This is a genomic window from Bradyrhizobium sp. HKCCYLRH2015 (assembly GCF_051168215.1).
In the GTDB taxonomy this organism is placed as follows: Bacteria; Pseudomonadota; Alphaproteobacteria; order Rhizobiales; family Xanthobacteraceae; genus Bradyrhizobium.
Genome location: NZ_JBNPUO010000001.1, coordinates 264,646 through 279,165, shown reverse-complemented (window position 1 = coordinate 279,165; position 14,520 = coordinate 264,646). Strand labels below are relative to the sequence as shown.

Annotated in this window: 13 protein-coding genes; 8 read left to right on the top strand and 5 right to left on the bottom strand. The window is 66.1% G+C overall.

Annotation, left to right across the window (positions count from 1 at the left end; genetic code table 11):
* Window positions 1–388: 388 nt before the first annotated feature.
* Window positions 389–1,462 (bottom strand): tartrate dehydrogenase, encoded by a 1,074-nt coding sequence (locus ACQR1H_RS01190; RefSeq protein WP_316239512.1) that lies wholly within the window; start codon window positions 1,460–1,462, stop codon window positions 389–391.
* Window positions 1,463–1,630: 168 nt separating this feature from the next.
* On the opposite strand from ACQR1H_RS01190, the gene ACQR1H_RS01185 reads away from it, so the two are divergent.
* From ACQR1H_RS01185 to ACQR1H_RS01160, 6 genes are all read left to right on the top strand, one after another.
* On the top strand, window positions 1,631–2,407 hold the full coding sequence (locus ACQR1H_RS01185; protein WP_434906999.1) for an SDR family oxidoreductase: 777 nt from the start codon (window positions 1,631–1,633) through the stop codon (window positions 2,405–2,407).
* Between the two features lie 79 nt (window positions 2,408–2,486).
* Window positions 2,487–3,908, top strand: a complete 1,422-nt coding sequence (locus ACQR1H_RS01180; protein WP_316239510.1) for an amidase — start codon at window positions 2,487–2,489, stop codon at window positions 3,906–3,908.
* Between the two features lie 401 nt (window positions 3,909–4,309).
* A complete protein-coding gene (locus ACQR1H_RS01175; protein ID WP_315801343.1) occupies window positions 4,310–5,632 on the top strand; it encodes an MFS transporter in 1,323 nt (440 codons plus the stop codon).
* A gap of 26 nt (window positions 5,633–5,658) precedes the next feature.
* Window positions 5,659–6,321, top strand: coding sequence for a sulfite oxidase-like oxidoreductase (locus tag ACQR1H_RS01170; protein ID WP_316239509.1), 663 nt, complete (start codon window positions 5,659–5,661; stop codon window positions 6,319–6,321).
* A 192-nt stretch (window positions 6,322–6,513) separates the two neighbouring features.
* Entirely contained in the window at window positions 6,514–6,879 is a 366-nt protein-coding gene (locus tag ACQR1H_RS01165; RefSeq protein ID WP_315801345.1) for a hypothetical protein, read from the top strand.
* A 766-nt stretch (window positions 6,880–7,645) separates the two neighbouring features.
* On the top strand, window positions 7,646–8,863 hold the full coding sequence (locus ACQR1H_RS01160; protein ID WP_434906998.1) for a bifunctional alpha/beta hydrolase/OsmC family protein: 1,218 nt from the start codon (window positions 7,646–7,648) through the stop codon (window positions 8,861–8,863).
* On the opposite strand, the gene ACQR1H_RS01155 is transcribed toward ACQR1H_RS01160, so the two are convergent.
* Complete coding sequence (locus tag ACQR1H_RS01155) at window positions 8,864–9,937, bottom strand: YeeE/YedE family protein (RefSeq protein WP_434906997.1); 1,074 nt, start codon at window positions 9,935–9,937, stop codon at window positions 8,864–8,866.
* 215 nt (window positions 9,938–10,152) lie between these two features.
* Between ACQR1H_RS01155 and paaI the strand changes: the two genes are divergently transcribed.
* Both paaI and paaK read left to right on the top strand, forming a co-directional pair.
* Complete coding sequence (gene paaI, locus ACQR1H_RS01150; RefSeq protein ID WP_316239506.1) at window positions 10,153–10,614, top strand: hydroxyphenylacetyl-CoA thioesterase PaaI; 462 nt, start codon at window positions 10,153–10,155, stop codon at window positions 10,612–10,614.
* 4 nt (window positions 10,615–10,618) lie between these two features.
* Window positions 10,619–11,947 (top strand): phenylacetate--CoA ligase PaaK, encoded by a 1,329-nt coding sequence (paaK, locus tag ACQR1H_RS01145; protein ID WP_434906996.1) that lies wholly within the window; start codon window positions 10,619–10,621, stop codon window positions 11,945–11,947.
* A gap of 89 nt (window positions 11,948–12,036) precedes the next feature.
* Here paaK and paaE read toward each other — a convergent pair whose 3' ends face one another.
* From paaE to paaC, 3 genes are all read right to left on the bottom strand, one after another.
* Window positions 12,037–13,116 (bottom strand): 1,2-phenylacetyl-CoA epoxidase subunit PaaE, encoded by a 1,080-nt coding sequence (gene paaE, locus ACQR1H_RS01140; protein WP_434906995.1) that lies wholly within the window; start codon window positions 13,114–13,116, stop codon window positions 12,037–12,039.
* A gap of 105 nt (window positions 13,117–13,221) precedes the next feature.
* On the bottom strand, window positions 13,222–13,725 hold the full coding sequence (paaD, locus tag ACQR1H_RS01135; protein WP_315801351.1) for a 1,2-phenylacetyl-CoA epoxidase subunit PaaD: 504 nt from the start codon (window positions 13,723–13,725) through the stop codon (window positions 13,222–13,224).
* Window positions 13,719–14,495, bottom strand: a complete 777-nt coding sequence (gene paaC / locus ACQR1H_RS01130; protein WP_434906994.1) for a 1,2-phenylacetyl-CoA epoxidase subunit PaaC — start codon at window positions 14,493–14,495, stop codon at window positions 13,719–13,721. Before paaC ends, paaD begins: the two co-directional genes overlap by 7 nt.
* Between the last annotated feature and the right edge of the window lie 25 nt (window positions 14,496–14,520).

The window sequence follows — 14,520 nt, the reverse complement described above, 5'->3', positions numbered from 1 at the left end:
TAGGCAAAGCAGCAGCCGCCAGGCGGCAGCGTGCCCACCGTCGATCAGCGCGGCCGCGGCAAGACGGTGGGCACGGCGCCACCGCGACTTCGTATGGAGATGCAGGCCGCGCCTTTGCCCACCCTACGGCTCTCTCCGTCATTGCGCGCGAAGCGACGCAATCCAGAGTCCCGCGACGGCCCTGGATTGCTTCGTCGCTGCGCTCCTCGCAATGGCGGCTTGTTGCACGAGCTATCACTCCAACCACCGCTGTCGTCCCGGCGAAAGCCGGGACCCATACCGCGTGATCTATCAGTAGCGAACGGTGGCAGACGCCTTGCTCAATAACAACGGCCGGTGGTTATGGGCCCCGGCCTTCGCCGGGGCGACAATAATCAGCGGCGCCTAACTAATCCACCATCTCCGCAACGGCCTTGCCGCACGCCTCGGTATCAGCATTCCCGCCCAGATCCCGCGTGCGCAACGTCCGTTCCGCCAGCGTCCGCTCGATGGCGCCGACGATCGCCTGTGCGGCCTGCTTCTCGCCGAGATGCTCCAGCATCATCGCGCCCGACCAGATCATGCCGATCGGGTTGGCGATCCCCTGCCCCGCGATATCAGGCGCCGAGCCGTGCACCGGCTCGAACACCGACGGGAAGTTGCGCTCCGGATTGATGTTGCCCGACGGCGCGATGCCGATGGTGCCGGTGCAGGCAGGTCCCAGATCGGACAGGATGTCGCCGAACAGATTGGAGCCGACGACGACGTCGAACCAGTCCGGATGCAGCACGAAATTCGCGGTGAGGATGTCGATATGGTACTTGTCCCACTTCACGCCCGGATAATTCTTCGCCATCGCCTCGACGCGCTCGTCCCAATACGGCATCGTGATCGAGATCCCGTTCGACTTGGTCGCCGAGGTCAGATGCTTCTTCGGCCGTGACTGCGCCAGCTCGAAAGCGAATTTGAGGATGCGGTCGACGCCGGTGCGGGTCATCACCGTCTGCTGCGTGACGAACTCGCGGTCGGTGTCAGGAAACATGCGGCCGCCGACCGACGAATACTCGCCTTCCGTGTTCTCGCGCACCACCCAGAAATCGATGTCGCCCGGCTTGCGGTTCGCCAGCGGGCACGGCACGCCCGGCATCAAGCGCACGGGGCGCAGGTTGACGTACTGATCGAACTCGCGGCGGAACTTGATCAGCGAGCCCCACAGCGAGACGTGGTCGGCGATCTTGGCCGGCCAGCCGACGGCACCGAAATAGATCGCGTCATGGCTGCCGATCTGCGTCTTCCAATCGTCCGGCATCATCTGGCCGTGCTTCTCGAAATAGTCGTAGCTCGAAAAGTCGAAATGATCGAACTGCACCGCGACGCCGTGCTTCTTGGCGGCCGCCTCGATCACGCGAATGCCCTCGGGCATGACCTCCTTGCCGATGCCGTCGCCGGGAATGACTGCGATGCGATAGGGCTTCTTGCTCATCGAGCGGATCCTTGCGTGTTGCGCCGTGTCCCGGCTGAAATCGTCGATCGCCTGAATGGACCAAACGACCGGGAAGCGCAACGCTGCGGTGCAAGATTGACCGCATGGCTGACGCGCAAGACAATCGCACAAGACAATCCGGTCTCCTCCATTCAGCGAGAAGCCTTCATGGACCTTCACCTGCGCGGCAAGCGCGTTCTCATCACCGGCGCCTCCAAGGGCATCGGCGCCGCGGCGGCCGAGGCCTTTGCCGAGGAAGGCTGCCACGTCCGGCTCGCGGCGCGCAGCGCCGACCGGCTGTCGGCGCTGGCCGAGCAGCTCCGCTCGAAGCACCAGATCGATGCGGCCGCGCATGTCGTCGACCTGCGCAAATCCGAGGATGTCACGCGGCTCGCGCAGGAGGCCGCGGACATCGACATCCTCGTCAACAATGCCGGCGACATTCCGGGCGGCGCCATCGACAAGATCGACGAGGCGGCGTGGCGGCATGCCTGGGACCTCAAGGTGTTCGGCTTCATCAACCTGACGCGCCTTGTCTATGCTGACATGAAGGCGCGCGACGCGGGCGTCATCATCAACGACATCGGCGCGGCCGGCGAGAAGTTCGACTTCAACTACATCTGCGGCAGCGCCGGCAACGCCGCGCTGATGGCCTTCACCCGCGCGCTCGGCTCCAAGAGCCTCGCCGACAATATCCGCGTGGTCGGCATCAATCCGGGCCCGGTCGGCACCGACCGCCACGTCACTTTGCTGAAGACCCGCGCCAAGCAGCAGTTCGGCGACGAGAGCCGCTACACGGAATTCCAGAAAGGCCTGCCGCTCGGGCGTCCCGCGCATCCACGAGAGATCGCCGACCTGATGGCGTTCCTGGCCTCCGACCGCGCCGGCTATACGTCGGGCGTGATCTATACCGTCGATGGCGGCATCAGTGCAGGGTGGGGTTGATCGCGGCGACCTTTCCACGTCCGGCGAAACATGGTCTACAACACAGCGCCGGGATGCTTCCAATCAGGAGAACCAAGCTTTGGCCGACCAAGGATTGATCCGCGAGACCGCCTGCGCCGTCGTCGACAAGTTGAAGGCCGGCGAGGTCACCCCGCTCGATTGCCTCGATGCATTGGAAGCGCGCATCACGGCCGTCGACGGCAAGGTGAATGCGCTGCCGACGCTGTGCTTCGATCGCGCGCGCGATCACGCCAAGGCGCTGATGCAGAAGAAGGCCTCTGAACGCGGCCTGCTCGCCGGCATGCCCGTGCCGATCAAGGATCTCACCGACGTCCAGGGCGTACTGACCACGCAGGGCTCGCCGATCTTCAAGGACCGGATTCCGGAACACTCCGATCTCCTGGTCGAGCATCTCGAAGCCAATGGCGGCGTGATCTACGCCAAGTCGAACACGCCGGAGTTCGGCGCCGGCGCCAACACCTTCAACGAGGTGTTCGGTGCGACGCGCAATCCCTGGGATACGTCGCGCTCGGCCGCCGGCTCGTCGGGCGGCGCAGCGGTTGCGCTTGCGACCGGCATGGCGTGGCTGGCGCACGGCTCGGACATGGGCGGCTCGCTGCGCAACCCCGCGAGCTTCTGCGGCATCGTCGGCCTGCGCCCGAGCTTCGGCCGCGTCGCGCATACGCCGGCCGTCGCCATCGACCGCAATCTCGGCGTCCAGGGCCCGATGGCCCGCAATGTCGAGGACCTCGCGCTGCTGCTCGACGCGATGAGCGGCGAGCACGCCGCCGACCCGATCTCGCTGCCCTCGCCCGCGACCTCCTTCCTCACCGCGGCCCGCTCCGGCAAGAAGCCGATCCGCGTCGCCTATTCGCCCGATCTCGGCATCACGCCAGTCGACCCCGAAGTGATCGCGGTCACCCGCAAGGCGGCGCAGCGTTTCTCCGAGCTCGGCGTCATCGTCGAGGAGGCGCATCCGGACTTCAGCGAGGCGCATGAATGCTTCCACGTGCTGCGCGCGCTCGACTTCGCGATGAGCAAGCAGGAGCTGCTGCGCACCAAGCGCGACCTGCTCAAGCCCGAAGTGATCTGGAACATCGAGGAAGGGCTGAAGCTCACCGTCGCGCAGATCACCCGCGCCGAAGCGCAGCGCGTGGCGATGACCGCGCGCGCCGTCAAGTTCTTCGAGACCTATGACCTGCTGCTGGCGCCGGCGACCATCGTGCCGCCCTTCCCGGTCGAGAACCGCTACGTCGCCGAATGCGCCGGACAGAAGTTCGACAACTACGTGCAGTGGCTCGGCATCGTCTACGCCATCACGCTCGCCTGCTGCCCGGCGCTTTCGCTGCCATGCGGCTTCACCGCGTCGGGCCTGCCGGTGGGGTTGCAGGTGATCGCGCGGCCGCGCAACGACGCCGGTTTGCTGGCGGGTGCCAAGCTGCTCGAGGACGTGCTGGGAGTCGCCAGCTCCACGCCGATCGATCCGCGCGCGCCGAGGTGAAATGCTCCCCCTCACCCTGAGGAGCCGCGCAGCGGCGTCTCGAAGGGTGAGGCCCGGGCGCTTGGCCTCATGGTTCGAGACGCCCGCCTTCGGCGGGCTCCTCACCATGAGGGTTGAGATTCTCGCTGGCCTGCACAGTTCGCTCTTCCCGGCATGACCTTCCCCCTCACCCTGAGGAGCTCGCCGAAGGCGAGCGTCTCGAAGGGCGAGGCCCCGAACCTTGGCCTGATGGTTCTCCCAGCGAGGCGGAGCAGCGCCCCTCACCATGAGGGCCGGCAGTTCTGCTTTGATTGGCGCAGAGTTCCATGCGCTGAACATGGGACCCATGTCCGTTATCGTCTGTTGGCAATCCCTGCGGCTGCCGTAGAAGGGCCGCAAATCACGCTTGCCGGAGACCGGATATGACAGACCAGGCGATCGAGCCTGCCACCGAGACCACGTCGCTCGCCGACGTCGAGCGCCGCATCAAGGCGATCCTGATCGGCTCGGCCGGCAACCTGGTCGAATGGTACGATTTCTATGCCTATACGGCGTTCGCATTGTATTTCGCGCCGGCCTTCTTTCCATCGAAGGACCCGGTGGTCGAGCAGCTCAACGCCGCTGTCGTGTTCGCCGCGACCTTCCTGATGCGCCCGCTCGGCGGCTGGCTGTTCGGCTATCTCGCCGATCACCACGGCCGGCGGCTGTCGCTGACGGTCTCGGTGCTCTGCATGTGCTTCGGCTCGCTGATCATTGCGGTGACGCCGACCTATGCCACCATCGGCATCGCCGCGCCGATCATCCTGGCGCTCGCCCGCGTCATCGAGGGCCTCAGCCTCGGCGGCGAATATGGTGCCAGCGCCACCTATCTGTCCGAGGTCGCCGACGCCAGGCATCGCGGCTTCTATTCGAGCTTCCAATACGTCACGCTGATCGGCGGCCAGCTCACCGCGATCATCGTGCTCCTGCTGTTGCAGAAGGTGTTCCTGACCCCGGACGAATTGCGGGCCTGGGGCTGGCGCATTCCGTTCGCAATCGGTGCCGGCCTCGCGATCTTCGTGGCGGTGATGCGGCGGAACCTGCACGAGACCGAGGCCTTCGTCGAGGCCAAGAAGACCGTCGGCCCTTCCGGCTCGATCACCGCGCTGTTCAAATATCCGCGGGAGCTCCTGCTGGTGGTCGGCCTGACCGCGGGCGGCACCGCCGCATTCTACACCTTCACCACCTACATGCAGACCTTCGTGAAACTCTCGGTCGGCCTGACAGCGGACCAGACCACGATGGTGATCTTCGGCTCGCTGCTGTTCGCCTGCGTGCTGCAGCCCCTCTATGGGGCGATCTCCGATCGCATCGGCCGCAAGCCGCTGCTGATCTTCTTCGGCGTCGCCGGCACGCTGGCGACGATTCCGATTCTGACCGTGCTGAAGGGCACCAAGGAGCCGTTCACGGCCTTCCTGCTGATCTGCGGCGCCTGGATCTTCACGGCGGGCTACACCTCGATCAACGCGGTGGTGAAGGCCGAGCTGTTTCCGACCAATGTCCGTGCGCTCGGTGTCGGCCTGCCCTACGCGATCACCGTCTCGCTGTTCGGCGGCACCGCGCCGGCGATCGCGCTCTACTTCAAGAGCATTGGGCACGAGACCTGGTTCTATTATTATCTCACAAGCGTGATCTTCCTGTCGCTGCTCATCTATGCGACCATGCGTGACACCAAGCATGCGTCGGCGATGCATCGGCACGAATGAGCAGGACGAACTGACGAGGGGTGCCGATGGCTGACGAGTCCGGGCTGCCGCCCGAGAGCAAGCTGAGCCGAGCCAAGGAGCGCTGGGCGCGCGAAGGCAAGTTCCTGACCGGCCGCATCGTGCGGCCCGACGACCAGCGCCTGCCGCCGGGCCAGCACCTGACCCGCGACTGGCCGGTGCTCGATCTCGGCCTGACGCCGTCGGTCACATCGGAGCGCTGGCGGCTCGACGTCTACGGCGCGGTGGAAAATCCCCTGTTCTGGGACTGGACTGCCTTCCGCGCCCAGGAGCAGCGCCAGTTCACATCCGACATTCACTGCGTGACGACCTGGTCGCGTTACGACAATCAATGGGAAGGGCTTGCGACGCGCGACCTGCTTGCCGCCTGCCGGCCGCGCGACGGCGCTGATTTCGTCGTGCTGCATTCCTACGACGGCTACACGACCAATCTGACGCTGGAGGATTTCGCCGCCGAGGATGCGCTGCTCGCGCACAGCTGGTCCGGCGCGCCGCTCACCAGGGAGCACGGCGGCCCGGTGCGGGTCGTGGTGCCGCATCTGTATTTCTGGAAGAGCGCAAAGTGGCTGAAGGCGATCGAGTTTCTCGACTCCGACAAACCCGGCTATTGGGAGGTGCGCGGCTATCACAACCGCGGTGATCCCTGGGCCGAGCAGCGCTATTCGGAGTGATCGGGCTCCGCTCAAGCCAGGCCAACGGAGCCGTAGGGTGGGCAAAGACGCGAAGCGTCGTGCCCACCGTCGCCCCGCAAAAAAGAAAAGAATGGTGGGCACGCTTCGCTTTGCCCACCCTACGGACTACATGTTATCGCTTCCGCACCGAAGCGCGGCCACCGCGATATCCGAACGTGCCAGAGACACAACATGGAGTTCACCTCAGAAACCGGCAAAATACCCAAGGGCTATGGGTACCTTCTCAAGCCGAGCGTCATCCTGGCCGCGCTGACCGCACGAGATCTCGGCGGCATTCGCATCCACCTCGTTCGCAGCCACGGCCGGCGTCTGTTCGATGCGCGATATCGGCCGCCGGACGGCGACATTCCATATGAGCGTCTCAACATCAAAGTGGGCACAGCGCACGAGCGCGACTTGCCCCCACTCCGCCGGCAGGCGAAGGACGAAGCTCTTCCCGAGCTGGTCCGATGGATTGCCGATCTCGTCGCGCAGGACCTGCCGACAGCGATCCGGAACGGTGAGCAGGTGATCGAGCTGCTGCCTCAGCGCGAGTGATCGTGGCGGGGCTGGTGAGATTGATCGCGGATCTAGGCTGGCAACAGCCCAACGTCGCAACGCGCGAGCTGGCTAGTTAGTTACTCCGTCATGGCCGGGACAAGCCCGGCCATGACGATGAGGAGACAGGTGAGCGCAAAACTCCGCTCGCGGATAGCCTTGGCACCCGGGCGGTATTGCCGCTATTGCCAAAGCTCGCATCCCAAAACATTCCCCTTGCCAATTTCTGAAAATCGTGATTTACTCCCACCGTCCCGCCTCGTTGCAGAGGGGCGTATCGCGATCGTCACGGACGTGGAGCGCGGGATGCGGTGGGCGCAACGGGTCGCAGCATGGTTGTCCATGCGGACGAACGATCCGGTGCGCACGGTGAAATCGTGTGGTCTCGGCGCCGCGGTGCTGGCGTCAAGTCGTGGTGCGGTTGACGCGCATCGCGATGACGGGGGCAAGACAGCCGTTCCCCGGAGAGAGCGCGTATAAGCCGTTCCAACCATTGCGCAGGGAAGGCCGGGATGTCCTCAGCCGAACCTGTGGTTCTGCCGCCTGCATTTTTTCCGCAGGCGGGCCATGGGGGCGGCAGGCTCCCGACCTTCCCTGCGCCCTCTCGCTTCAAGAGGGCGACGATCCGCAAAGCTCGGGCCTTGCAGGCCGCGAGAATGCCCCATCATATCTGCGTGTACGGCGATGTCTGTTATATCTCGATGTGAGACCATGCGATGTCATCGCCGCGCGCGGCCGTGAAGACGCAACGGATGGGGACCACATCATGCCGACCGAACGTTTCCAGTTTGAAGGCGCCAGCGGCGACAAGCTTTCTGCCGCGCTCGAGCTGCCCGGCGGCGCGCCGCGCGCTTACGCGCTGTTCGCGCATTGCTTCTCCTGCGGCAAGGACACCCACGCCGCGCGGCGCATCGCCATGGCGCTGACGGCGCATGGCATCGCCGTGCTGCGGTTCGACTTCACCGGCCTCGGCTCCAGCGAAGGCGACTTCGCCAACACGACGTTCTCCTCCAACGTCGCCGACCTCGTCCGCGCCGCCAATCATCTGCGTGAAACGCGGCAGGCGCCGGCCATCCTGATCGGCCACAGCCTCGGCGGCGCCGCCGTGCTGGCCGCGGCCGGCGACATCCCCGATGCGAAGGCGGTGGTGACGATCGCGGCGCCGTCGGATCCGGCCCATGTGACGGCGCTGTTCAAGGACCGACTCGAGGCGATCCGCCGCGACGGCTCGGCCGAGGTCTCGCTCGCGGGGCGCCCGTTCCGGATCAGCAGCTCCTTCCTCGACGACATCGCCGAGCAGCGCCTGCTCGACAAGATCAAGCATCTGCACAAGGCGCTGCTGGTGATGCACTCGCCCCTCGACGACACCGTCGGTATCGACAACGCAACGAAGATCTTCGTCGCCGCCAGGCATCCCAAGAGCTTCATCTCGCTCGATCACGCCGATCATCTCATCAGCGGGAAGGAGGACGCCGCCTACATCGCCGAGGTGATCGCGAGCTGGGCCGGCCGCTACGTCGCGCCGGAGGCCGCCGAGCCGGCGCCCGCGGATGGCCCGCGCGACGTGGTCGTGCGCGAGACCAGGTCGAGCAAGCTGCAGCAGGCCATCGCGCTCGGCCCGCATCATCTCACCGCTGACGAGCCGCTCTCCGTCGGCGGCCAGGACACCGGCCCGGGCCCCTACGACCTGCTGCTCGCGGCGCTCGGCGCCTGCACCTCGATGACGATGCGGCTCTATGCCGACCGCAAATCCCTGCCGCTCGACCGCATCACGGTCACCCTGCGCCACAGCAAGATCCATGCGGAAGATTGCGCGGAATGCGAGACCAAGGTCGGGCTGATCGATCAGCTCGACCGCGAGATCCACCTCGACGGCGCGCTCGATGAGGAGCAGCGCAAGAGGCTGATGGAGATCGCCGACAAATGCCCGGTGCACCGGACGCTGACGTCGGAGATCCGCATCGTCACGCGCGCGGCGGAGTGATCAACGCGCCGCCTGCGGCTCGATCTTCAGCGGCCTGACGCGCAACGCTCCGCGCAGGCCGGCCGCCGTGCCGATGAAGATGCCGGCGATGGCGACGAACGAGGGCAGCGCCAGGGTCGACAGTCCCGTGAGCCCCTGCCCGACCGAGCAGCCCAGCGCCATCACGCCGCCGATGCCCATCAGCGCGGCGCCGCCCGCCGAGCGCAGCATATGCTGCGGCGAATGAAAGCCCTCGAGCTTGAAGCGGCGCGTCGCCACGGCGGTAACGAGGCTGCCGGCGAGCACCCCGGCCACGGTGGCGATGCCGAAATTCGCGGTCGAGCCGGTCGACAGCATGATGTATTGCAGGGCATCGGCGATCGGCGCGACGAAGGTCAGGGACGCCACCGGCACGGGGTTGAAATCGTCCGCGCCGAGATAGCCGGTCGCGAACCAGCCGGCTGCGATCAGCAGGCCGACGATGAGGCCCGCGAGCATCTGGCCGGGCGCGCGCCGGAAGGGCGCATGCGCAAAGGCGAAGACGATCAGCGCGCCGCCGAGCGCGAGCGCCGGCAGCAGCCGCGCCGCTGCACCATGCAGGCCACCGACCGAGAGCACGGCCGGCAGCGACGTCGCGGTCGCCGTGGTCTGCGAGCCCTGTATCAGCGCGATGCGCAGCGGCGCGATCAGGCCCTTCAAGGTCATCTCGGCGGCGATCGCCAGCACCGTCACGACAACGAAGGAGCGCAGATTGCCGCGGCCGAGCAGCACCAGCGCGCGCGAGCCGCAGCCATTGGCGAGCACCATGCCGTAGCCGAACAGGACACCGCCGGCGAACATCAGCGGCACCGAGAAGGTCGGCTGCAGATAGATCGACTTGCCGAGATCGACGGCGCCGTTGGCCGCGAGCAGCTGTGTGGCGATGATGGCGATGCCCATCGCCAGGGCGTAACTTCGCACCAGGCGGCTGTCGCCGTCGGCCCACCAGCCGCGCAGGCTGCTCATCATGCAGAAGCCGCTGAGCAGCCCCACCACGCCATAGACCAGGCCGATACCGAGACCGGTTACGACGGCGACATCAGCAGCTTCCGGCACGCGCAGGAGTCCTTCTGGTTGCGGAAAAGAGGCGGCGGCACGCGGGCTGCGCAAGCACCGCTTTCGCTTGACGCGCGCGGATTATTCGCCACGATATCGAGCTTAACTAGTTCAGAATGCTTGTTCCAACAAGCATCAACGGGAGAGAATGCCGTGGTGTCACCAGCGCATCCTCATGCGCCGATCTTGGCCTGTTCGCCGCCGGGGGCTCGCCGGTGAGTGGCGCGGCCCCGCTCTCCCCCGACGCGCTCGCCCGCGCTTGCGCCGATGCCATGTGGCAGGACGATCGCGCCAGCCAGGGCCTGGGCATGCAGATCATCGAAATCGGCCCAGGCTGCGCGACGCTGCGCATGACCATCCAGCCGCACATGGTCAACGGCCACGGCATCGCCCATGGCGGCTTCATCTTCACGCTGGCCGATTCCGCGTTCGCGTTCGCCTGCAACTCCCACAATGACCGCACCGTGGCGGCCCAGGGCAGTATCAGCTTCATCCGGCCGGGCAAGCTCGGCGATGTGCTGACCGCCCGCGCCAGCGAGGTGTCGCGCAGCGGGCGCTCCGGCATCTACGACGTCCGCGTCAGCGCCGAAGACACCGTGATCGCGGAGTTTCGCGGCCATTCCCGCAGCATCGGCGGCACGCTGGTGCCGACCCCCACGGCTCTGCCGGAGGACTGACACGATGACATCGAGCAAACCTCAACCGGCCGGCAGCTACGTACCCGAGATGGACGGCACCGAGCGCGCCTCGCGCGACCAAATCATGGCGCTGCAGACCAAGCGCCTCGCCTGTTCGCTGACGCACGCCTATGACAACGTCGCCCATTACCGTCGCGCCTTCGACAAGGCTGGCGTGCATCCCTCCGACTTCCGCGAGCTTGCCGACCTGGCCAAGTTTCCGTTCACGGTCAAGACGGACCTGCGCGACAATTACCCGTTCAACATGTTCGCAGTGCCGCGCGAGCAACTGGTGCGGGTGCATGCCTCGTCGGGCACGACGGGCAAGCCGATCGTGGTCGGCTATACCCGCAACGATATCGCGACCTGGTCCACCGTCATGGCGCGCTCGATCCGCGCTGCCGGCGGCCGCAGCGGCATGATCATCCACAATGCCTATGGTTACGGCCTGTTCACCGGCGGTCTCGGCGTCCATTACGGCGCCGAGCAGCTCGGCTGCACGGTGGTGCCGATCTCCGGCGGCATGACCGAGCGGCAGGTGCAGTTGATCAATGATTTCAGGCCCGACATCATCACGGTGACGCCGAGCTACATGCTGGCCATCCTCGACGAGTTCAAGCGCCAGGGGCTCGACCCGCGGCAGAGCTCGCTCAAGATCGGCATCTTCGGCGCCGAGCCATGGACCAATGCGATGCGCGCCGAGATCGAGGATGCGTTCGCGATGGACGCCACCGACATCTACGGCCTGTCCGAGGTGATCGGTCCGGGTGTGGCGCAGGAATGCCTGGAGACCAAGGACGGGCTGCACATCTGGGAGGATCATTTCTATCCGGAGATCGTCGATCCCGACACCGGCAAGGTGCTGCCCGACGGCGAGATGGGCGAGCTGGTGTTCACCTCGCTGACCAAGGAGGCCTTTCCCGTCATCCGCTATCGCACCCGCGATCTGACGCGACTGCTGCCGGGCACCGCGCGGCCGGGCATGCGCCGCATGGAGAAGGTCACGGGCCGTTCCGACGACATGATCATCCTGCGCGGCGTGAATCTGTTTCCGTCGCAGATCGAGGAGATCCTGCTGTCGACCGAATGGTGCGGCGGCCATTTCATGCTGGAGCTGACCCGCGAAGGCCGCATGGACGAGCTGACGATCTACGCGGAGTCGCGCCCGGAGCACTGGGACGAGACCGGCCTCGGCGCGCACGCCGAGCGGATCTCGATCCACATCAAGAACACCATCGGCCTGACCGCCAAGGTGAAGGTGGTGGCACCAGACACGCTGGAGCGCTCGGCCGGCAAGGCGAAACGGATCAAGGACAAGCGGCCGGTGGGGTAGTTGGGGAGTGCGCCGCGCTGTCACCCCTCATGGTGAGGAGCGCCGAAGGCGCATCTCGAACGACGAGTCCCGCTCCATACATCGCCATCTCACATATGATCGTAATCCACCACCACCCGCTCCGTCACCGGCTTGGCCTGGCACGTCAGCACGAATCCGGCCTTGAGCTCCCACGGCTCCAGCGAGTAGTTCAGCTCCATCTCGGCCTTGCCTTCGACCAGCTTGGCGCGGCAGGTGGAGCACATGCCGCCCTTGCAGGCGAATGGCAGGTCGACGCCGGCGCGGAGTGCGGCGTCGAGGATGGCCTCGCCGTCGGCGACCGGGACCTCGCGGCGCTTGCCGTCGATGATCAGGGCGGCGACCGCCTTGGGCGGCGCCGTATCGGGCACGACAGCTCTCGGCCGCGGCTTGCCGCCCGCACCGGAGACGAAGCGCTCGACGTGGATGCGCTCGTCGGCAATGCCGAGGATGTGGCAGGCAGCCTCGATGTCCTCGCTCATCCCGGTCGGACCGCAGATGAAAACGTGGTCGACCGTCTCCGCCGGCACCAGCGAGCGCAAGAGCATACGCACCTTTTCGCTGTCGAGACGACCGTGCAGGATCGGAAGATCCTGCTCCTCGCCGGAGATGACGTGGAACACCGAGAAGCGGTCGAGGAAGCGATCCTTCAGCTCCTCCAGTTGCTCGCGGAACAGCATGCCGGCGGTCGTGCGGTTGCCGTAGAACAGGAAGAAGCGGCTGTCCGGCTCGCGCGCCAGCACGGCCTTCACGATCGACAGGATCGGCGTGATGCCCGAGCCAGCGGCAAATCCGACATGGGTGCGCGCCGCCGCAGGATCCAGCGCCACGCCAAAACGTCCGGTCGGCGTCATCACGTCGATCTCGTCGCCGCGCCTCAATTCGTCGGTGACGAAGCTCGAGAACGCGCCGCCATCGACGCGCTTCACGGCGATGCGGATCTCGTTGTCATCGGGGCCGGAGCAGATCGAATAAGAGCGCCGGACTTCCTCGCCGCCGAGCGTCGTCTTCAGCGTGAGATACTGTCCGGGCGCGAAGCGATAGTCGTCCGCGAGTTCGTTTGGAATGGCAAACGTCAGCGACACCGCATCCGGTGCCTCCCGGCGCAGGTCACGGATGGCGAGACGGTGAAAGCGCGGCGTTGTCGACATCGAACCCATCCTCACGTCATTGCGAGGAGCGAAGCGACGAAGCAATCCAGGGCTCCGGGCGTGGCCCTGGATCGCGTCGCTGCGCTCGCGATGACGGCTTTAGCATCAGTGACACTTGAAGTAATCGAACGGCTCGCGGCACGATCTGCAGCGCCACAACGCCTTGCACGAGGTCGAGCCGAACTCGGCGAGTTGCTCGGTGTCATCAGACCCGCATTGCGGACACGCCACCTCGGCCACACCAAACAGCGCGCGCCGGCCACTCGACGGCGGCGGCGGCGCGATGCCGTACTCCCGCAGCTTGCGTCGCCCTTCCTCGCTCATCCAGTCCGTGGTCCAGGCCGGCGACAGCACAATGCGCACGCTGGCCTCGCGGAAGCCGGCGCGCTCCAGCGCCAGCTCGATCTCCAGCGCGATCATGTTCATCGCCGGGCAGCCGGAATAGGTCGGCGTGATCGCGACCTCCACCCGTTCCCCGACCACCTCGACCTCGCGCAGCACGCCGAGATCGTCGATTGTCAGCACCGGGATTTCCGGATCGGCCACCGACGCCGCCGCCTCCCAGGCGCGCTGGCGGAGTTCGGCAGGACTGGTGTCGGCGACTACCACGTCGCACCGGGGAAGCTGCGCTGCATGTATTGCAGCTCGCTGAGGAGATGGCCGAGATGCTCGCTGTGGCGGCCGTCGCGGCCGCCCTGCTGCATCCAGTCGTTCTCAGGCAGCACGAGGGTCGCCTCGCGCGCGACATGCGAGACGATCGACAGCCATTCCGGCAGCAGCATCGTCGGGTCGATCGCGATGCCGGCATCGATCAGTCCGCGCTCGGAGTCGTCGACGCTGAACATCTCGCCGGTGTACGCCCAGAGATCGTCGACCGCGGCCTGCGCGCGGCGGTGGCTCTCGTCGGTGCCGTCCCCGAGCCGGATCACCCACTCGCTGGCATGGCGCAGATGATAGGCGGATTCCTTCTCCGACTTGGCCGCGATGGCGGCGAGCGTCGCATCGGTCGAGCCCATCATGCCGCGCCAATACAGATCGGCGAAAGCCGCGTAGAGCAGCTGCCGCACCATCGTGTGCGCGAAATCGCCATTCGGACGCTCGACCAGCAGCAGGTTGCGGTACTGCCTGACGTCCCGGAGATAAGCGAGCTTATCCTCGTCATTGTCGCGGCCCTCGACCTTTGCCGCGTAGCCATAGAGCTCGCGCGCCTGGCCGATCAGGTCGAGCGCCATGTTGGACAGCGCCATGTCCTCTTCGAGCATGGGCGCGTGGCCGCACCATTCGGAGAGGCGATGACCGAGGATCAGCGCATCATCGGCGCGGCGCAAGGTGTAGAGCACCAGCGGCGTTTCGGAGACAGTGATCGAGGGGGCGGTCATGACGTTTCGCCTCTGAAGCCACGCA